We start from the raw sequence: 20408 nt of genomic DNA, 5'->3' as shown, positions 1-20408 counted from the left end.
GCAACGCTTGGTGCTGGCTAAAGTCATCTCAGACTTATTAAGGAAGTAGACCCATGAGTGTGGCGGCGTTGTTGAGCGAGTGGACATGGGGCGCCGGTGGTTGGGCGTTGATCGGCTTGGGTATCGCTCTGGCCTATATCGTGTTCGGCATTGCCGGATTTGGCACGGCGCTGGTCGCGGGGCCGATTCTGATTCTGTTCATGCCGTTGTCGAAGATTGTGCCGCTGCTGGTGCTGCTGGATTTCGTCGCGGCGTTCGGCAATCTGCTGCCGTCGCGGCGGGATGTGGCCAAGCCCGAGTTGTTACGGCTGCTGCCGTGCATGGCGGTCGGTTGCACGTTGGGCGTTATTTTTCTGCTTAACCTGAAATCCGATGTATTGCTGCTGTTGATGGGGCTGTTTATCAGCGCTTATGCGATTTACAGCCTGTGGGTAACAGCGCGGCCAACGCAAATGTCGGTGGGGTGGGCGGTGCCGATGGGCACGGTGGGTGGGCTGTTTGGTGCGCTGTTTGGCAGTGGCGGCTTTTTATATGCGATTTATCTCAACAGCCGATTGCCGAAAGAAGCGGCGCGGGCCACGCAAAGTGCGTTGATCAGTTGCAGCACGGTGGTGCGTTTGAGTCTGTTTGCCATCGCGGGTGTGTATGCCGAGCTACCCTTGTTGATGTTGGCGCTTTGTCTGTTGCCGGCCATGGCGTTGGGGTTGTGGATCGGGCGGCGGTTGACCATGCGTTTGTCGCGCGAGGCGTTTGTGCGATTGGTGACGTGGCTGGTGCTGGCGAGCGGGCTCGCGTTGATCGGGCGCTACCTCAGCACTTGACCGGATTTCGTCAGGGATTAAGCTGCCGGCCTTTAGGGCCTCTTCGCGAGCAAGCTCGCTCCCACAGTTGGAATGCATTCAAAGTGTGGGAGCGAGCCTGCTCGCGAAGGCGTCAGCAGCCACACCGCAGGACTTTCCATGAATTCGCAAAGCATCATCGTCCCGAAAATCTCCACCCTGCCGGTCCATGAACCCCGGGCCCGGGCGATCCTGCGCTGGCTGGTACGCAAGAACATCGTCAAGGAGGAGTTGAGCACCTGCGGCCGCACCGGCAATCGCATGGCGTACGCGATTGCCGATGGCGCCCGTGCCGTGGTGCTGCACCCGCAGGCGTTGCCATTCGGAGAGCCAATCAACGGCCTGGAGATCGTCACCAAGCGTTGCATCTACACTCCGGCGAAGGGCTTTCTCGAGGAGGCCGGTTGCGCCGAGTGCCGCCGCGAGGTCGGCGAAGCGCTGTTCGAGAGCCTCGAAGACTGGTTCCCCGGGCGCACCGATAACTTCACCTGCCCCGAATGCGGGCATGAAGATGACATCAACGGTTTTCTGTTTTTGCAGGAATGCGGGTTTTCCAACCTCGGTTTCATCTTCAATAACTGGCTTGAGGCCGGTTTCAAGCAAAGCTTTATCGACGAGTTCGCCGACTGGCTCGATCAACCTGTCTCTTGGGTCAAGGTGGAGCTGTAGATCCGGGGATTCCCGTACATCAGCAACATTGATATTAAGCTGAGTTTTACGTTGATCCGAAGGGGGTGTCTGACTATAATGGCGCGCTTCCATTTTCCCGCTCGGGAGCCCCCGCGATGCTGCGTATCAGCCAAGAAGCTCTGACATTCGACGACATTCTCCTAGTGCCTGGTTATTCCGAGGTGCTTCCTAACGAAGTCAGTCTCAAGACCCGCCTAACCCGTGGCATCGAGCTGAATATTCCTCTGGTTTCTGCTGCAATGGACACCGTTACTGAAGCCCGTCTGGCAATTGCCATGGCTCAGGAAGGTGGCATCGGCATTATCCACAAGAACATGACCATCGAGCAGCAAGCTGCCGAAGTTCGCAAGGTCAAGCGTTACGAAGCCGGTGTAGTCAAGGACCCAATCACCATCGAGGCTGATGCCACGGTGCGTGAACTGTTCGAATTGACCCGTCTGCACAACATTTCCGGCGTTCCGGTCCTGCACGATGGCGACCTGGTCGGCATCGTCACTTCCCGTGACGTGCGTTTCGAAAACCGTCTGGAAGCCACTGTCCGTGAAGTGATGACGCCTAAAGAGCGCCTGGTCACGGTCAAGGAAGGCGCCGACAAGAACGACGTTCGCGAGTTGTTGCACAAAAACCGCATCGAACGCGTACTGATCGTCGACGACAAATTCGCCCTCAAAGGCATGATGACCGTCAACGACATCGAAAAAGCCAAAGCCTACCCGCTGGCCAGCAAGGACGACCAAGGTCGTCTGCGCGTTGGCGCTGCTGTCGGTACCGGTAAAGACACCGGTGACCGCGTTGCCGCTCTGGTCAATGCCGGTGTGGACGTAGTGGTAGTTGATACCGCTCACGGTCACTCCAAAGGCGTGATCGACCGCGTTCGCTGGGTCAAAGAGAACTTCCCTGAAGTGCAGGTGATCGGCGGCAACATCGCCACCGGCGCCGCTGCCAAGGCTTTGGCCGAAGCAGGCGCTGACGCAGTCAAGGTCGGTATCGGCCCTGGCTCGATCTGCACCACCCGTATCGTCGCCGGTGTCGGCGTCCCGCAAATCAGTGCCATCGCCAACGTCGCCGCTGCCCTTGAAGGCACCGGCGTACCGTTGATCGCCGACGGCGGCATCCGTTTCTCCGGTGACCTGTCCAAGGCCATCGTAGCCGGTGCTTCCTGCGTGATGATGGGCTCGATGTTCGCCGGTACTGAAGAAGCGCCGGGCGAAATCGAACTGTTCCAGGGCCGTTCGTACAAGGCTTATCGCGGCATGGGTTCGCTGGGCGCCATGTCCCAGGCTCAAGGTTCCTCCGACCGTTATTTCCAGGACTCCTCGGCAGGCGCCGAGAAGCTTGTTCCGGAAGGCATCGAAGGCCGTGTGCCGTATAAAGGCACCCTGAGCGCGATCATTCACCAGTTGATGGGCGGTCTGCGTTCCTCGATGGGCTACACCGGTAGCGCCAACATCGAAGAAATGCGCACCAAGCCTGAGTTCGTGCGGATCACCGGTGCTGGCATGGCCGAATCCCACGTGCACGACGTGCAGATCACCAAAGAAGCGCCAAACTACCGCGTAGGTTGAGCCTTCAAGCAATAAAGTAAGCAACCGGGGCTGTTTGATTCAGCCCCGAGTTGTTTCTGAATCACGACTGTTTCTGAACGACTTAGACGAGACTGAATCATGGCCCTCGATATTCACGCTCACCGCATCCTGATCCTCGACTTCGGTTCGCAATATACCCAACTGATCGCCCGCCGCGTGCGCGAGATCGGTGTGTACTGCGAACTGCACCCGTTCGATATGGACGAAGATGCGATCCGCGAATTCGCTCCTAAAGGCGTCATCCTCGCCGGCGGCCCCGAGTCCGTACACGTCGCCGACAGCCCGCGCTGCCCACAGGCAGTGTTCGATCTGGGCGTACCGGTCTTCGGTATCTGCTACGGCATGCAAACCATGGCCGAGCAACTGGGCGGCAAGGTTGAAGGTTCCGAACTGCGTGAGTTCGGTTACGCCCGCGTTGATGTAGTCGGCAAGAGCCGCCTGCTCGATGGCATCGAAGACCACATCGACGCCGACGGCCTGTTCGGCCTCGACGTATGGATGAGCCACGGTGACAAGGTCACCAGGATGCCGGAAGACTTCCACATCCTCGCCAGCACCCCAAGCTGCCCGATCGCCGGTATGTTCAACGACGACCGTGGCTACTACGGCGTGCAGTTCCACCCGGAAGTGACCCACACCAAGCAGGGCGGTCGCATCCTGTCGCGTTTCGTTCTCGACATCTGCGGCTGTGAAGCATTGTGGACGCCGTCGAAGATCGCTGAAGACGCCATCGCCAACATCCGAGCACAAGTCGGCACCGACAACGTGCTGCTGGGCCTGTCCGGCGGCGTTGACTCCTCGGTGGTTGCCGCGCTGCTGCACAAAGCCATCGGCGACCAACTGACCTGCGTCTTCGTCGACAACGGCCTGCTGCGTCTGCACGAAGGCGAGCAAGTGATGGCCATGTTCGCCGAGAACATGGGCGTCAAGGTGATCCGCGCCAATGCTGAAGACCAGTTCCTCGACAACCTGGCCGGCGAAGCCGATCCAGAGAAGAAGCGCAAGATCATCGGTCGCACCTTCATCGACGTATTCGATGCCCAGTCGAACAAACTGGAAAACATCAAATACCTCGCTCAGGGCACTATCTACCCGGACGTGATCGAGTCGGCTGGCGCGAAAAGCGGCAAGGCCCACGTGATCAAGTCGCACCACAACGTGGGCGGCCTGCCGGAAGAGATGAACCTGAAACTGGTCGAGCCACTGCGCGAACTGTTCAAGGACGAAGTCCGTCGTTTGGGTCTGGAGCTGGGCCTGCCGTACGACATGGTCTACCGTCACCCGTTCCCGGGCCCGGGCCTGGGCGTGCGCATCCTCGGTGAAGTGAAGAAGGAATACGCCGATCTGCTGCGTCGTGCCGACCACATCTTCATCGAAGAACTGCGCAAAGCCGACTGGTACCACAAAGTCAGCCAGGCCTTCGTCGTGTTCCAGCCAGTCAAATCGGTTGGCGTTGTAGGCGATGGCCGTCGTTACGCTTGGGTTGTAGCCCTGCGTGCCGTAGAAACCATCGACTTCATGACCGCACGTTGGGCGCACCTGCCTTACGAACTGCTGGAAACCGTCTCCGGCCGCATCATCAATGAAATCGAAGGCATCTCCCGCGTCACTTACGACGTGTCGAGCAAGCCGCCAGCGACCATTGAGTGGGAGTGATCCCGCACAAGCCTTGATGGCTTGAGCGCTGTCACCGAAAGCCGTGTGAAATTCGATTTCACACGGCTTTTTTGTGTCTGCGTTACAGCGGTTTCGACCAGCCAGCGAGGTTCATGCCCATCTCATCCAGTGCCTGTAGCAACGTCTTGATGCTGTCATAGCGTTTACCGCTGACCGAAGGCCAGCTCGGGCGTTCGATGTAGAAGCGTCTCCCGTCATTTTCAATAATGGTGCGCACCAGTTCTTTGCTGCGACTGCGATGCACGATAAATGTCATGTTGGGTTGTTGTTTCAAGGAGTACATACCGTAACGCGGCAGCAGCGTTTCGAATTCCGCCATGGTTTGTGCGATCCACGGTGTTTCCATTTGCAGCCGCAGGTCGCCTCGCACCAGTGCGGAGCGGTCAAACGCGGTACCGCCCAGCGGGAGGATTTTCCCCGGGTCGACTTCGATGCCACGTGATACTCCTTCGGCGACATCCTCGACACGGATACCGATGGCCTCTTCCAGCTCGCTGACGCCGGCAACGCCGTCGAAGGTGTTCGAGTGGGAGTTGCCCATCAGAGCGACCCACTTGTGTGCGCCCCGCGCTGCCTGATCGGCACGAATGACCGATCTGGCGAAGTAGTTCATCATTTTCTGCCGTGCAGTCTCGTCGACCGTGAGCGCCTGGGCAGTCATGATCTCCATGCCGTAGAGCCGGTAGCTCGCCATGCAATCAATGGCCTGTATATGGATGCCTTGTTTTCTGGCTTCCCTGACCAGTTCAAGAAACGTGTAACGCTCCAATGGATCAGTCATGTTGCCGACATCAAGCGCTTTCAGGTAAGTCTCGAGATCCTTGGGCATGACGCCGGTGCGGAAGAACTCGTCCAGGGCCGCCTGGTGAAAGTCGGTCAGCAGGTGTTCCATGTACAGGGTCTTCACTTGTTTGCTGGCGAGTAACTCCATGTTTTCGATCAGCCATTGTTTACTGCCGATAGCGGTATGACTTTCACCGATGACCAGCCCTCGGGCATGTTGCAGAATCCTGTCGATGATCTCCTCGGCAGTCGCGTCTGTCGCCAGTACCGGCACGGGAGGGCGCCCAGGCAATTGCAGTGTGGCAAAGAACTCCAAGGCGTCGTGGTAGAGACGTTTTCTGATGACCTTGAAATCGCGGTAGGCATCGAACGCGTTGAGGCTGTCGTAGACATCCCGTAGTGCCTCATCGTCGAGCCCCGCCGCGCCTTGCTCAAGATGCGATTTGAGGGGGGCAGGCACGTCGTATTCGGATGCCGGCAGGGTGGTTATCGGTGCTGGGACAGGTTGGCGTTGACCGCGGGATCCTGCCAGCGCAGATGGCTTGCCGCCCCCCTTGAGACCGCCGCGTGGCATGGTTTCCCACTCGCCCTCAGCGTTCAGGCGTATGGCGATGGAACCAGTAAAACTGTCGGGTTTCGCGGGGTCGATGATGGCCCAGTGGCCGCCACCGTTGAGGTCGGTTTCGTAACGCACGTAGTAGGCGCAGTCGTCGATCATGATGGCTGTGGAGGGCGTGGAGTCGAGCAGGTAAATCCCCTGAAGCTTGCCGGGCTCACTGCCAGGCGTCAGTCCTTCCAGTAATTCATTGGCTTGCCAGTGTTGCGGTATCGGCGGTCGCGGGATGTCTTCGAGTAATGACGTGGCAGTCGGCGTTTGAACACCGATCGGTGGCGAACCCACTGGCTTCAAGGTTTTTTCGGGCAGTGCCCGTTTCAGCTCGTCGCTGTTCTCTACGGTCAAGTCGGCCATTTCCCGAGCTTCTGCGGCATCGACCTCAGGGCCGGTCTCCAGCAATGCCCCCGGCCCTTTGAGCACCATGAGATTGAACAGCATGTCGATGCCGTTGAGCACTGCACCGAGGATCCCGGCCTTGCGTTGCGCGGTGGTTTTTCCGTTGACCGCCTGATCGATGTTCAAACCCATGCCAGCAATGCTGGCGCCGATCACTGGAAGCGCTATCGGCCATCCGACCACTGCCATCGGGCCAAATACTTTGACACCTGCGCTGAGATAACCGATCCACAGTCGCTTGCGCAGATCGCCGTTGGAGGTCAGGGAAAGCGTGGCTTCCGCGAACATGGCATCACGGGTCGAATCGCTCAACCAGGTAAAGGCGTCACCCTTGATCGCGCGGCTCTGCCCATTGATCATTGAGTGGTCGTAGACGCCCCAGGTTTTCACCAGGCGGTTCATCAGATCGCTGAGGTTATCGCTGACCTGCTGGCGGTCAGCGAGGGAGAAATGTGTCATCAATGTCTGCCGGGTAGCGCTGTTGTTCATCCGCAGCAGCACCCAGTAGTGCATGTCTGTAGCGCTTTCCAGTACCTGGAAAGGCTCGGTATCGCTTGGCAGATAAACGACCTGTCGTCCCTTCGTCGTGATGAATCGAAACGCACTGATGGCGCAGTAACCGGCGATATCGAACGTGGTGACCTCAGCGCTGCAAGGGTGAGCGGCCTGCAGCATTTGCAGGCTGACAGGCCAGGTGATCGGGCCGATGACGGCTTGCGTGACGAACTGGAAGTCTTCGTCGCTCAATTGCCGTTTGTCTCGTGCCTGTAGGGCTTTGACAAGGAAGTTGCATTTGGCCAATGTGCGGAAATGGCTGTTCGAGGTACTCCAGAATGCTGTCAATTTTTCGCTGTACAACGCGCTGAAGTCGACGCTCCAGAATTCCTTTAGCACCGCGCTTCCGTGCAGGCGCACTTCATTGGATTCATTGAAGGTGCCGGCACCCGGGCCTGCGGTATAAAAACCACCGTACACGTCAAGTAGATCGGCATTGTCCTGATCGGCGACACGAAATCGGTGGATCACCAGTTCGGTCAGGGTCATGGTCGAGGTGGGCGTCGCGTGCACATGCTCCCAGCCAGTAAAGGCTTTGGCGCTGCTTTGCGAAGCATCGAAGCGATGAAAGTAGACCTGATCCGGATCCAGTCCGTTGATCTCATGTTTTTTTAGTAAGTCGCTGGCGACCTGATGCGCCTCATCCTGCAGGCTGGGGCAGTTCTGGATGACGGTGGCGGCAATGGCCTCAAGCGCGGCCTTGTCGGCAGCATTGGGCAGGGGGGGTGGTGCGTTCATGCTCTCTATCCTTGAGAAACGGGTGTCGCAGGATGACCTGTTCACTCAAGGACTGTGCACTACATAGTTATGTTATGGGTACGATCAAAATGCTGTATGGCGCGGGCGCGACTGCGTCCATCCGCCGCGCCGCCCTTACTGTTTCGCAATTGCAGGTGTATCGTATTTGCCTTTTGCGGGCCTGGCGCCCGTGGCTGATACGTGAGGTGGTTGAGTTCATGTCTTTTACCCGTCGACAAATACTCGGTGGTCTGGCCGGTCTTGTAGTGGTTGGCGTGGGGGCCGGTGGCGCGTCGCGTTACTGGCTGGGCAAAATGGCTGATGCTGAAGCGGGCCACGATTACGAACTGATCGCCGCGCCGCTGGATGTTGAACTGGTGCCGGGGCATAAAACCGCAGCCTGGGCGTTCGGCCCCTCGGCGCCAGGAACCGAGCTGCGTGTGCGTCAGGGTGAATGGCTGCGCGTACGTTTCATCAACCATTTGCCGGTGGCGACCACCATTCACTGGCATGGCATTCGCCTGCCGCTGGAAATGGACGGTGTGCCGTACGTTTCGCAGCTACCGGTGCTACCAGGCGAGTACTTCGATTACAAATTCCGCGTGCCGGATGCTGGCAGCTATTGGTATCACCCGCACGTCAGCAGCAGCGAAGAGCTCGGTCGCGGGCTGGTCGGGCCGCTGATCATCGAAGAGCGCGAGCCGACCGGTTTCGTGTATGAAAAGACCTTGAGCCTGAAGAACTGGCACATCGATGACGTAGGCAATTTCGTCGAGTTCAGCATTCCGCGTGAAGCGGCGCGGGGCGGAACGGCGGGGCGCCTTTCGACAATTAATGGTGTGCCATCGCCGGTGATCGAATTGCCGGCCGGGCAGATCACGCGAGTGCGTTTGCTCAACCTCGACAACACCCTGACTTACCGCATCAATATTCCCGGGGTCGAAGCACGGATTTATGCGCTGGACGGCAACCCGGTCGAGCCACGCCCGCTGGGCAAGGAATACTGGCTGGGCCCCGGCATGCGCATTTGCCTGGCGATCAAAGCGCCAGCGGCTGGCGAAGAATTATCGCTGCGCAACGGCCCGGTGCGTCTGGGCACGCTGCGTTCGGTGGCCAATACCGACGCGCCGACTGACTGGCCGAAGGCGCTGCCGGCCAACCCGGTGGCTGAGCCGGACCTGGCCAATGCCGAGAAACTCAACTTCAATTTCGAATGGGTCGGTTCGGTATCGGTGAACGTCGATAACGGCCGGCCGCCGAGTCTGTGGCAGATCAACGGCAAGGCCTGGGACATCACCGACAAGACGTGTGCGGATCGGCCGATTGCCAGCCTGAAGCTGGGTCAGAGCTATATTTTCGAATTGAAGAACATGACCCAGTACCAGCACCCGATCCACTTGCACGGGATGAGCTTCAAAGTGATTGCGTCGAATCGGCACAAGATCATTCCGTACTTCACCGACACGTACCTGTTGGGCAAGAACGAGCGCGCGCAAGTGGCGCTGGTGGCCGATAACCCGGGGGTATGGATGTTCCACTGCCATGTGATCGACCACATGGAAACCGGCCTGATGGCCGCCATCGAGGTGAAGTGATGCGCCAGATTCGCCCAGCGGCGATCATCGACCGCAGCCGTGACCGCGATTTCATGCGTGAAGCGTTGGCGCTTGCCGCACAAGGCGCAGCCCTCGGCGAAGTTCCGGTGGGCGCGGTGCTGGTGCAGGATGGCGAGATCATCGGTCGCGGCTTCAATTGCCCGATCAGCGCCAGCGACCCGAGTGCCCACGCGGAAATGGTCGCTATTCGTGCTGCCGCACAGGCCGTGGATAACTATCGTCTGCCAGGCAGCACGCTGTATGTGACGCTGGAACCGTGCAGCATGTGTGCCGGATTGATCGTGCATTCACGGGTAGCGCGAGTGGTTTACGGGGCGCTGGAGCCGAAGGCGGGGATTGTGCAGAGCCAGGGGCAGTTTTTTACCCAGGGCTTTTTGAATCACCGAGTGTTGTATGAAGGCGGGGTGTTGGCGGAGGAGTGTGGTGCGGTGCTGACTGAATTCTTCCGCGCCCGCCGAGCAAAAAGCCCCTCACCCTAACCCTCTCCCAGAGGGAGAGGGGACTGACCGAGTTGAATGGGCGATCACCGCGGACCTGAGTTATCGAGTCGAACTCAAGTTTCGAAAAGCCCAAAGATCGGCTCCCTCTCGCAGAGGGAGAGGGGACTGACCGAGTTGAATGGGTGATCTCCGCCGACCTGAGTTATCGAGTCGAACTCGAGTTTTGAAAAGCCCAAATATCGGCTCCCTCTCCCAGAGGGAGAGGGGACTGACCGAGTTGAATGGGCGATCACCGCGGACCTGAGTTATCGAGTCGAACTCAAGTTTCGAAAAGCCCAAAGATCGGCTCCCTCTCGCAGAGGGAGAGGGGACTGACCGAGTTGAATGGGCGATCCCCGCCGACCTGAGTTATCGAGTCGAACTCAAGTTTTGAAAAGCCCAAAGATCGGCTCCCTCTCCCAGAGGGAGAGGGGACTGACCGAGTTGAATGGGCGATCTCCGCCGACCTGAGTTATCGAGTCGAACTCAAGTTTTGAAAAGCCCAAATATCGGCTCCCTCTCCTTGGGGAGAGGGCTGGGGTGAGGGGTGAATTCACCGCGGTGTTTGAGAGGTTGGGTTACTTCTTCGCGACGATCACCGCACGCATTGGCGCCGGCAGGCCTTCGATGGTTTTGCTGTGGTCTTCGGGATCAAGGAAGTCGCTCAACGACTGATACTTCATCCACTCCGTACCGCGCTGCTCTTCAACCGTTGTCGTGCTCACATCCACGCAACGAATGTCGGTGAAACCGGCACGACGCAGCCACAATTCCAGCGCCGGCACCGACGGCAGAAACCACACGTTACGCATCTGCGCATAACGGTCTTCCGGCATCAGCACCTGATGCTTGTCGCCTTCCACCACCAGTGTTTCCAGCACCAGTTCGCCGCCCTTGACCAGGCAATCCTTCAGCGCCAGCAAATGCTCGATCGGCGAGCGGCGGTGGTAGAACACGCCCATGGAAAACACCGTGTCGAAACCTTCCAGATTCGCCGGCAGGTCTTCGAACGGGAACGGCAAATGCCAGGCATTTGGTTCGGACAGGTAACGCTGCACGGCCTGGAACTGGCAGAAGAACAGCCAGTTCGGGTCAACACCAATCACACTGTCTGCACCCGCACCGAGCATGCGCCACATGTAATAGCCGTTGCCGCAACCGACGTCGAGGATGCGTTTGCCCTTCAGGTCGAGATGTGGAGCTACGCGCGACCATTTCCAGTCCGAACGCCATTCGGTATCGACGTGCACACCAAACAGATCGAACGGCCCTTTGCGCCACGGCGACAGGCCCATCAGCGCAGTGCGCATCTGCGCGCGGGTTTCGTCGTCGCAATCGGTGTCGAGTTTCAGGCCGTTGAGCAGATCGACTTCGCTCGGCTGAATCTTCGGCAAGGCATCGAGCGCACTCTGCCAGCGCTCCAGATCGCCATGGCCCTTGTCCATTTTCTTGTCGAGTTGACGCTGCAGGGTGTTGGCCCATTCGGCCAGCGGCGTGCCGGCCAGACGGCGGGCGAGGGGGGACAGATCAATCATGGCAAGGCAATCAACGAGGCAAAGTTAAGACACTGGAACCACGGCACGACTTTCGAGAACCCGGCGGCCAGCAGGCGTTCGCGGTGTTCTTCGAGGCTGTCGGGCTTCATGACGTTTTCGATGGCGCTGCGCTTCTGGGCAATTTCCAGTTCGCTGTAGCCGTTGGCGCGTTTGAAGGCGACGTGCAGATCGGTGAGCAGCGCGTGTTCCTCGGCATCATTGAATCGCAGCTTCTCCGAGAGAATCAGCGCTCCACCGGGCAACAACGATTGGCGGATGCGCGAGAGCAACGCGGTGCGCTGCTCGGGGGCGATGAATTGCAGGGTGAAGTTCAGCGCGACCACCGAGGCGGGCTGGAAGTCGAGGGCAAGGATGTCGCCCTCGATCACTTCGACCGGCAGCAACTCCTGGAACATCGAATCCTGACCGTTGAGGTACTCGCGGCAGCGTTCGACCATGGCGGCCGAGTTATCCACAGCGATAACGCGGCAACCGTCGGTGCGCACGTGGCGACGCAGGGCCTGGGTTACGGCGCCCAAGGATGAGCCGAGATCGTAGAGCACGCTGTTCGGCTGAGCGAACTGCGCGGCGAGCACGCCGAGGTTTTCGACGATGGTCGGATAACCCGGCACCGAGCGCTTGATCATGTCCGGGAACACCCGCACGACGTCTTCGTTGAAGGCGAAGTCGGGTACCTGGGCCAGAGGCTTGGCGAAAATGCGATCGGGTTCTTTGCTCACGGCGGTTCCGGCGGTGTAAATGGAAAGGCCGGCATTTTAGCCAAAAGGGCGCGGGGATGCGCGGGTTGTCTGATAAAGCGTTTTTTTGCCGGTGATCGTTCCCACGCTCTGCGTGGGAATGCCGCCCCGGACGCTCCGCGTCCCTGCGCAAATGACGCAGAGCGTCACAGGATGCATTCCCACGCGGAGCGTGGGAACAATCAGATCCGTTTAGTCTGGGAGAAAGCGGAGGCGGCGATGCCCCACTGGCCCAGCCAATAACTGAGGATGATGACGTACGGCGCAGCATGGAATGGCGATACAAAGCGATCAATGCCAATCACGCTGTCCGAAAACACAAACGCCAGCGCACCACCCGCCGCCAGTAGCGCCGAACGTTTCGGCACATCGGTGCCGAGACGAGCAAGCGCGCGCCAGAGCATCGCGCTGATTGCCGTGCCATAGACAATCACTGGCACCAGCAACGGCCCCAGACCACTGGAAATCAGCAGTCCGAGCAACACCGCACCCACCGCGAGTGCCAAGACCAGCGGCAACACCGCCAGACGCTTGCAGTCACTCAGATAAGCCTTCAGATAAGCCAGGTGCGCAACCAGAAACGCGCCCAGCCCAAACACAAACAAATCCCCCGGCCACGCCAACAACACATCACCCAGCAACGAAAAAATCAGGCCGAGGCTGATCCAGCGCCGATAGTCGCTGGGCGGCGCATCATGCAACCAGCCGAGCAACGCCAGTACCGGCAACGGTTTGACCAACAGACAAAGCAGCGCCGCATGCGTACTGACGCCGTAAAGAAAGGTCACCGCGCCCATCAGCGCCAGAATCAGCCAGCCCACAATCAGTTCACCGAAATGGCGCAGTCAAAGGTTTCCACCGGCAGCACTTCCGGCGCCCATGGCTGTTGCGAGGTCAGGCGCAGACGCCCGGTACCGGGGGCAAACGCCTGAAAGCGCCAGGTCGACAGACCCGCTGCACCGACCACGCCGGCATCTTCCGGATTGCTGTAGACCTCGGGGCTGAGCGCGCGCAGCACACCGCCAGCCGAGTCCTGAATGGCCCAGCGATAACCGGTGGTTGGATTGCTTGGCAGCATGACGATGAGGTTTTGCCCGTTGGTGAGCCGTACGGGGCATTCGCTTTGTTTTTCCACGGTCACGTTGTGTTTCGGTTGCGTGGCGCAGGCGGCCAGCAGCGAGAGGGCGAGGGGGAGAAACAGGCGAGTGGGGGACATAGGGTCAGCGGCTCCGGGCGTTCACGACGAACGGCGAGCATAACTGAAGATGAGACAAAGTGTGACAGTCTGGGGTTGAAGGTGACCGGGTTGACGCCATCGCGAGCAGGCTCACTCCTACAGTGGGTTGTGGCGTTCACAAATCAACTGTTCACCATAGAACCCTGTAGGAGTGAGCCTGCTCGCGATAGCGGTAGTCATGTCACCGCAGAACTGTCAGAACAGGATCTTCGCCACATCCGCAAACTTCTTGGCGAAATGCACAGTAATCCCTTCCTTCAGATAATCCGGCAATTCCTCAAAATTACCCCGGTTCGGCTCCGGCAAAATCAACTCGAAGATCTTCTGCCGCCGCGCCGCAATCACCTTCTCACGCACCCCGCCAATCGGCAGCACATGCCCGGTCAGCGTCAGTTCGCCGGTCATTGCCACGCCTTTTTTCGGTGGCTGGTTGCGCGCGAGGGAGAGCAGGGCGCTGGCCATGGTCACACCGGCGCTCGGGCCGTCCTTCGGTGTCGCGCCTTCCGGCACATGCAAGTGGACGAAGGCTTCGTCGAAGAACTTCGCATCGCCGCCGAACTGTTTCAAGTGCGAGCTGACGTAGCTGTAGGCGATCTCCGCCGACTCCTTCATCACATCACCCAGTTGCCCGGTGAGTTTGAAACCCCGGTTGAGCGTATGAATGCGCGTCGCTTCGATCGGCAACGTCGCGCCACCCATGCTGGTCCACGCCAGACCGGTAATCACACCGGTGCCGGACAGCACTTGTTCGTTGCGGAACACTGGATGACCCAGTGACGCTTCGAGGTCTTTCGGCCCGAGTTTGATCACCGCTTTCGGCTCGTCGATCAGCTTCATCACCGCTTTGCGCACCAGTTTGCCCATCTGTTTTTCCAGCTGACGCACGCCGGCTTCACGGGCGTAACCGTCGATCAGGGCTTTGAGCGCGCTGTCGCTGATGCTCAGGCTGCCCTTGGACACGCCGGCCTTTTCCAGCAATTTCGGCCACAGGTGACGCTTGGCGATGGCGACTTTTTCTTCAGTGATGTAGCCAGACAGGCGAATCACTTCCATCCGGTCCAGCAGTGGGCCTGGGATCGAATCGAGGGTGTTGGCGGTGCAGACGAACAGGACTTTCGACAAGTCCATGCGCAGGTCGAGGTAGTGGTCGAGGAATTCGACGTTCTGTTCCGGGTCGAGGGTTTCCAGCAGCGCCGAGGCCGGGTCGCCCTGGTAGCTCTGGCCCATCTTGTCGATCTCGTCGAGCATGATCACCGGGTTCATCACTTCGACGTCTTTCAACGCCTGCACCAGTTTGCCCGGTTGCGCGCCGATGTAGGTGCGGCGATGGCCCTTGATCTCGGCTTCGTCGCGCATGCCGCCGAGGCTGAAGCGGTAGAACGGTCGGCCGAGGGATTCGGCGATGGATTTGCCGACGCTGGTTTTACCCACGCCCGGCGGGCCGACCAGCAGCACGATGGAACCGCTGATCTCACCTTTATAAGCACCGACGGCGAGGAATTCGAGGATGCGATCCTTGATGTCGTCGAGGCCGGCGTGGTGTTTGTCGAGCACTTTGCGCGCGTGCTTGAGGTCGAGTTTGTCCTCGCCATACACGCCCCACGGCACCGAGGTCGCCCAGTCGAGGTAGTTGCGGGTGACCGCGTACTCCGGCGAGCCGGTTTCGAGGATCGACAGTTTGTTCATTTCCTCTTCAAGGCGTTTTTGTACCTGCGCCGGCAGGACTTTGCCTTCGAGGCGTTGTTCGAACTGTTCGAGGTCGGCGCTGCGGTCGTCTTTGGTCAGGCCGAGTTCCTGCTGGATGACCTTGAGTTGTTCCTTGAGGAAAAACTCGCGCTGATGCTCGCCGATCTTGCGGTTAACTTCCGCCGAGATCTCTTTTTGCAGGCGCGCGACTTCGACTTCCTTGCGCAGCATCGGCAGGACTTTTTCCATGCGCTTGAGCATCGGCACACAGTCGAGCACTTCTTGCAGCTCAGGGCCGGTGGCGGAGGTCAGCGCGGCGGCGAAGTCGGTCAGCGGCGACGGGTCGTTGGGGCTGAAGCGGTTGAGGTAGTTTTTCAGCTCTTCGCTGTACAGCGGGTTGAGCGGCAGCAGTTCCTTGATCGCGTTGATCAGCGCCATGCCGTAGGCCTTGACCTCGTCGGTCGGCTCGGTCGGCTGGTGCGGGTATTCGACTTCGACCAGGTACGGTGGGCGGTGGTGTTTGAGCCAGGTTTTGATGCGTACGCGGCTCAGGCCCTGGGCGACGAATTGCAGTTTGCCGTTCTCGCGGCTGGCGTGGTGGACTTTGACCAGCGTGCCGTATTCGGGCAGGGCGCCGGTGTTGAAGTGGCGCGGGTCTTCCTGGGGCGTGTCCATGAAGAACAGGGCCAGGGAGTGGTGGTCGGATTTGCTGACGAGGTCGAGGGTTTCGGCCCAGGGTTCTTCGTTGACGATGACCGGCAGGACTTGGGCCGGGAAGAACGGGCGGTTGTGGATCGGGATGATGTAGACCTTGTCCGGCAGGTTCTGGCCTGGCAGGGCGAGGCCTTTGCCGGAGGAGGTGTGTTCGATGTGTTCGGCTTCGGTGTAGTCGTCGGGGTTTTCCGGGAATTCTTGGTGGTCGCTCATGGGGCACCTGCGCAATGGGGTATGGGTCTTAGATGGGGCAGGCTTTCGGTGGTTTCAATGGCGGGGGATGTTTCTGCTTGTGTGTTCAGGGTTTTGACAGGGGTCACGCTTTGGGCTTGGCGGCCTTTGGGCCGACCATGTTCTTGGGGGTTGTGTGTATATCCGTTTTTTTGGTGATGGCGGATTAAGGTTTCGCCCTTACGGCGAGTCACCTTTTCCAAACGCCGAAAAGGTAACCGAAAAGGCTTGCTCCTACGTGCGGCCCGCTCGCTGAGGCTCGGGGTTCCTTCGCTGCGGGATCGATCCGGGCGCAGCGCCTACGGTTTGCTTCGCTGCACCTCCTCTCGCTGTGTTTGGCTGCGCCAAACGGTCGCTGCGCTCCCACGCCCGGATCAATCCCTCCACTCAGCCTTCCGACGTCGCTCGTGGATCAAGATCAAGATCAAGATCAAGAGCAGGCGAGCTGACACTCGGCCTATTGAGTGGTGAAGAGCGGGTGTTTGGCTTTGGTTTTTTGGTGGGTTCGCCCCTCACCCCAGCCCTCTCCCGAGGGAGAGGGGGCCGGTTTTTGGGCTTTTCAGAATGTGAGTTCGGCTCGGTATTGCACGTCGGCGTGTCTATCCCAAACACCTCGGTCAGTCCCCTCTCCCTCCGGGAGAGGGTTAGGGTGAGGGGCTGTTGATTCCCGCTTTGAAGCTTAAGTTCGGCTCGGTATTGCACGTCGGCGTATCTCGCCCAAACACCTCGGTCAGTCCCCTCTCCTTCCGGGAGAGGGTTATGGTGAGGGGCTGTTGATTCACGCTTTGAAGCTCAAGTTCGGCTCGGTATTGCACGTCGGCGTATCTCGCCCAAACACCTCGGTCAGTCCCCTCTCCCTCCGGGAGAGGGTTAGGGTGAGGGGCTTTTCAGTTGTGAGTGGGGGGGGGATATTTCGTGGTTATCCAGTGCGCGGTTCACCGCGAGTTCGGCGAGCATGATGATTTGCTGGATCGCCAGAATCGTCCTTCGTTGCGGCAGTTCGATGTACGCGGCGATGTCGCTGGTCATGAGGCTGGCTTGGGCCAGGGATTCGCAGGCGTGTACCAGCAGGCTTTCGTTGTCCTGATCGGGGGCGACCTGGAACATGGTGCTGGGTTTGTGGAAGCGCAGGGTCAAGGCGTTGGGTTTGAGGTAGTGGTCGAGGGCGCGTTCGGCGGCCTCGTGGAATCTTTTTGAGCCGGGGAATTCGTAGGGGGTGGTGTCGTCCGCTGCGGGCGGATTGGGTGTTGGTTTGATCATGGTGAAGCTCCGAATGATAAGTGGGGCTGTCACTCTCAATCGCCGCGACGCGACAAAGGGTGGCAGCTGTACGCAGGTTCGCGGACCGAGCCATTCGGCAATCTCGGCATACCCGAAGGTATCCCGCGCACAGCCACCATCAAACCAAACAACAAGCACCTGAGCGCTCCCGTTTGGGTCGGCGATTATGCATCAAATCGAATGAACTGCTCGGGCCGCGACGCCCGTTCGCTGAATTTGCAGCGACCCTCAGAGGCTATCCACCCCACTTCCGAGGCACAACCGACGCGACTTGTGGGAAAAACTCCGCACAATCACCAGCATTTGTAGGACGAGCAAATTTCCCACAGCCAACCCATTCCACCCTGTAGGAGCTGCCGAAGGCTGCGATCTTTTGATCTGGCTTTTAAAAACCAAAGTCAACAGATCGCAGCCTTCGGCAGCTCCTACATGGATATGTGGTGCACAAAAAAGGCGATGTCCCTTTCGAGACATCGCCTTTGTTTTACCGCCGCTAAAGCTTATTCCGGCAGTTTGTAGGCAATGATGTAGTCGCCCATTTTAGTGCCCAGCGAGCCGTGACCGCCGACAACCAGCAGCACGTATTGCTTGCCGTCCTTGCCGGTGTAGGTCATCGGGGTCGCTTGACCACCCGCCGGCAGACGCGATTTCCACAGCTCTTTGCCGCTGTTGACGTCGTACGCGCGCAGGTACTGGTCGAGGGTGCCGCTGAGGAAGCCGACGCCGCCAGCCGTGACCATCGAGCCGCCCATGCTAGGCACGCCCAGGGTGAAGCCGATCGGGATTGGCGAGCTGTCGCGGCTGGTGCCGTTTTTGCGTTTCCACACGACTTTGCCGGTGGTCAGGTCGATACCGGCGACGTAGCCCCAGGCCGGGGCCTGGCACGGTACGCCGAGTGGCGACATGAACGGGTGCATGATCACCGCGTATGGCGCGCCAGTGTTTGGCTGCACGCCAGCGGTTTCGCTTTCGCGTTTGCTGTCGGCGGCGACTTGCTCGCGTGGCACCATTTTCGAAACGAAGGCCATGTAGTTCGGGCTGGTGAACAACATTTGGCGAACCGGATCGACCGAGACGCCGCCCCAGTTGAACACGCCGACGTTACCCGGGTAGATCAGGCTGCCCTGTTCCGACGGCGGGGTGTACTGGCCTTCATAACGCAGTTCTTTGAACTGGATGCGGCACAGCATCTGGTCGAACGGGCTCGCGCCCCACATGGCTTTTTCGGTCAGTTCCGGGGCCAGCAGGTTGAGGTCCGAACGGGCCTGGGTCGGTGCGGTGTGGTCGCCTTTCACGGCGCCTTGCGGAACCGGGATTTCCTTGATCGGAATGATCGGCGTGCCGTCACGACGGTCGAGGACGTACAGGCTGCCCTGTTTGGTCGGGGCGATCAGCGCCGGTTTCACGCCGTCGGCGGTTTTCATGTCGAGCAGGGTTGGCTGGCTGCCAACGTCCATGTCCCACAGGTCGTGGTGGGTGAACTGGTAGTTCCAGCGCACTTTACCGGTGGCCAGGTCCAGGGCTACGACGCCGGCGCTGAATTTCTCGGCGCCCGGGGTGCGGTCTGCGCCCCACTGGTCTGGAGTCTGGTTGCCCAGTGGCAGGTAAACCATGCCGAGTTTTTCGTCGACACTGGCCAGCGACCACATGTTCGCCGAGTTGCGGCTGTAGGTTTCGCCCGGTGCCAAAGGCTCGGTGGCGTCTGGTTTGTCGCTGTCCCAGTTCCACACGAGGTGACCGTCGCGCACGTCGAAGGCGCGGATCACGCCCGATGGCTCGTTGGTCGATTCGTTGTCGGTGACGTGACCGCCCATGATCACCAGATCACGAGTAATCGCGGCCGGCGAGGTGGAGTAGTAGCCACCAGCGGTGAACGGGCCGATGCCTTGGGTCAGGTCAACCACACCGTTGGTGCCGAAGCCTTCGCAGATTTTGCCGGTGTCGGCGTTCAGTGCGATCAGACGGGCATCAGCGGTTGGCAGGTACAGACGACGCGGGCAGGCCTGAGCAACGGCTTTGCCGGCTTCGGAAATCACCGCGGAGGCTGCGTTTTCAGTTTTGGCGTACGCGGCTTCGTCGTAGTACGACACGCCACGGCAGGTCATGTGGGCGAAGCCTTTGAAGCCGACCGGGCTCTTGATCTGCGGGTCGAAGCGCCACAGTTCTTTACCGGTGTCCGGGTCCAGGGCCAACACTTTGCTGTGCGCGGTGCAGGCGTAGACCATGCCGTTGGCTTTCAGCGGGGTGTTTTCGTTGGTCAGCTCGACCGGGTCATCCGCCGTCGGCAGGTCGCCGGTCTGGATGCGCCAGGCTTCTTGCAGCTTGCCGACGTTGGCCGGGGTGATCTGTTTCAGCGGCGAATAACGGTCACCGAATTCGGTGCGGCCATAGGCCTGCCAGTCGCCATCCGGCATCGCTGGTGCGGTGCTGCTGGTGTCGGCGGTGTCGCGGCCCAGTTCGCCGAAGGTTTCGCCCGGGTGGGTGAACAGGCTGATCAGCGCGGTGAGGCCGGCCAGAACCACGGCCACGGTCAGGCCGCGAGTGCCCATTGGCGCCGGGCCGTCAAGCAGCAGCGGACGACGGAACCACGGCAGCAACATCACGAAGCCGAGGACGAACCACAGGGCCAGACGTGGCACCAATTGCCACCAGTCCAGACCGACTTCCCACAGTGCCCAGACGGTGCTGGCGAACAGAACGATGGCGTACAGGCCCAGTGCCGCGCGACGGCGCATCAGCAACAGGATGCCGCTCAGCGCAATGCCGATACCGGCCAGCAGGTAATACAACGAGCCGCCGAGCATGCTCAGCTTGACCCCTCCGGCCAACATGGCCAGGCCCATCAGTAGAAGCAGAATGCCGAGCAGGCTCGGTAGCAAACGGCCCCGACTCGAAGCACTTTCGGTGCTCATAGTGTGATTCTCCGTGACGTTTATGTAGTCCCGCGCTGTAGTCACTTTAGATGACGATTTGGCACAGGCATGGTTCAGA

At 59.7% G+C, this 20408-nt stretch carries 14 protein-coding genes; 6 read left to right on the top strand and 8 right to left on the bottom strand.

Annotated elements, in window-relative coordinates; translation table 11 throughout:
* Positions 1-53: 53 nt before the first annotated feature.
* The 4 genes from CQ009_RS15080 to guaA all read left to right on the top strand — a co-directional run bounded on the left by CQ009_RS15080 (position 54) and on the right by guaA (position 4771).
* A complete protein-coding gene (locus CQ009_RS15080) occupies positions 54-821 on the top strand; it encodes a sulfite exporter TauE/SafE family protein (RefSeq protein ID WP_105707199.1) in 768 nt (255 codons plus the stop codon).
* A 138-nt stretch (positions 822-959) separates the two neighbouring features.
* Positions 960-1508: a sugar ABC transporter ATPase gene (locus CQ009_RS15075; protein ID WP_064392044.1), complete on the top strand. Its 549-nt coding sequence runs from the start codon at positions 960-962 to the stop codon at positions 1506-1508.
* Positions 1509-1624: 116 nt separating this feature from the next.
* Positions 1625-3094, top strand: coding sequence for an IMP dehydrogenase (gene guaB, locus CQ009_RS15070; protein ID WP_064392042.1), 1470 nt, complete (start codon positions 1625-1627; stop codon positions 3092-3094).
* 99 nt (positions 3095-3193) lie between these two features.
* A complete protein-coding gene (gene guaA, locus CQ009_RS15065) occupies positions 3194-4771 on the top strand; it encodes a glutamine-hydrolyzing GMP synthase (RefSeq protein WP_034156271.1) in 1578 nt (525 codons plus the stop codon).
* An 82-nt stretch (positions 4772-4853) separates the two neighbouring features.
* Here the strand turns inward: guaA and CQ009_RS15060 are convergent, their stop codons facing one another.
* Complete coding sequence (locus tag CQ009_RS15060; RefSeq protein ID WP_105707197.1) at positions 4854-7880, bottom strand: membrane-targeted effector domain-containing toxin; 3027 nt, start codon at positions 7878-7880, stop codon at positions 4854-4856.
* 218 nt (positions 7881-8098) lie between these two features.
* Here CQ009_RS15060 and CQ009_RS15055 point away from each other — a divergent pair, with 218 nt between their 5' ends.
* Together CQ009_RS15055 and tadA are read left to right on the top strand one after the other, a co-directional pair.
* Complete coding sequence (locus tag CQ009_RS15055; protein WP_064392154.1) at positions 8099-9475, top strand: multicopper oxidase family protein; 1377 nt, start codon at positions 8099-8101, stop codon at positions 9473-9475.
* Positions 9475-9975 (top strand): tRNA adenosine(34) deaminase TadA, encoded by a 501-nt coding sequence (tadA, locus tag CQ009_RS15050; protein WP_053123497.1) that lies wholly within the window; start codon positions 9475-9477, stop codon positions 9973-9975. Before CQ009_RS15055 ends, tadA begins: the two co-directional genes overlap by 1 nt.
* A 578-nt stretch (positions 9976-10553) precedes the next feature.
* On the opposite strand, the gene cmoB is transcribed toward tadA, so the two are convergent.
* The 7 genes from cmoB to CQ009_RS15015 all read right to left on the bottom strand — a co-directional run bounded on the left by cmoB (position 10554) and on the right by CQ009_RS15015 (position 20329).
* On the bottom strand, positions 10554-11510 hold the full coding sequence (gene cmoB / locus CQ009_RS15045) for a tRNA 5-methoxyuridine(34)/uridine 5-oxyacetic acid(34) synthase CmoB (RefSeq protein WP_064392040.1): 957 nt from the start codon (positions 11508-11510) through the stop codon (positions 10554-10556).
* On the bottom strand, positions 11507-12250 hold the full coding sequence (gene cmoA, locus CQ009_RS15040; RefSeq protein WP_064392038.1) for a carboxy-S-adenosyl-L-methionine synthase CmoA: 744 nt from the start codon (positions 12248-12250) through the stop codon (positions 11507-11509). The genes cmoB and cmoA overlap by 4 nt, the downstream gene beginning before the upstream one ends.
* A gap of 200 nt (positions 12251-12450) precedes the next feature.
* Complete coding sequence (locus CQ009_RS15035; protein WP_177430992.1) at positions 12451-13089, bottom strand: lysoplasmalogenase; 639 nt, start codon at positions 13087-13089, stop codon at positions 12451-12453.
* A gap of 2 nt (positions 13090-13091) precedes the next feature.
* Entirely contained in the window at positions 13092-13484 is a 393-nt protein-coding gene (locus tag CQ009_RS15030; protein ID WP_064392034.1) for a protease inhibitor I42 family protein, read from the bottom strand.
* A 216-nt stretch (positions 13485-13700) separates the two neighbouring features.
* Positions 13701-16118, bottom strand: a complete 2418-nt coding sequence (gene lon, locus CQ009_RS15025; RefSeq protein ID WP_105707191.1) for an endopeptidase La — start codon at positions 16116-16118, stop codon at positions 13701-13703.
* A gap of 888 nt (positions 16119-17006) precedes the next feature.
* A complete protein-coding gene (locus CQ009_RS15020; protein ID WP_105707188.1) occupies positions 17007-17396 on the bottom strand; it encodes a DUF6124 family protein in 390 nt (129 codons plus the stop codon).
* Between the two features lie 521 nt (positions 17397-17917).
* A complete protein-coding gene (locus CQ009_RS15015) occupies positions 17918-20329 on the bottom strand; it encodes a glucose/quinate/shikimate family membrane-bound PQQ-dependent dehydrogenase (protein WP_105707185.1) in 2412 nt (803 codons plus the stop codon).
* Positions 20330-20408 lie beyond the last annotated feature (79 nt).

It is taken from the genome of Pseudomonas sp. MYb2, from assembly GCF_002979955.1.
Taxonomy (GTDB): Bacteria; Pseudomonadota; Gammaproteobacteria; order Pseudomonadales; family Pseudomonadaceae; genus Aquipseudomonas.
Note: the sequence above shows the minus strand (reverse complement) of the source record. Positions and strands in the feature narration are given on the sequence as shown.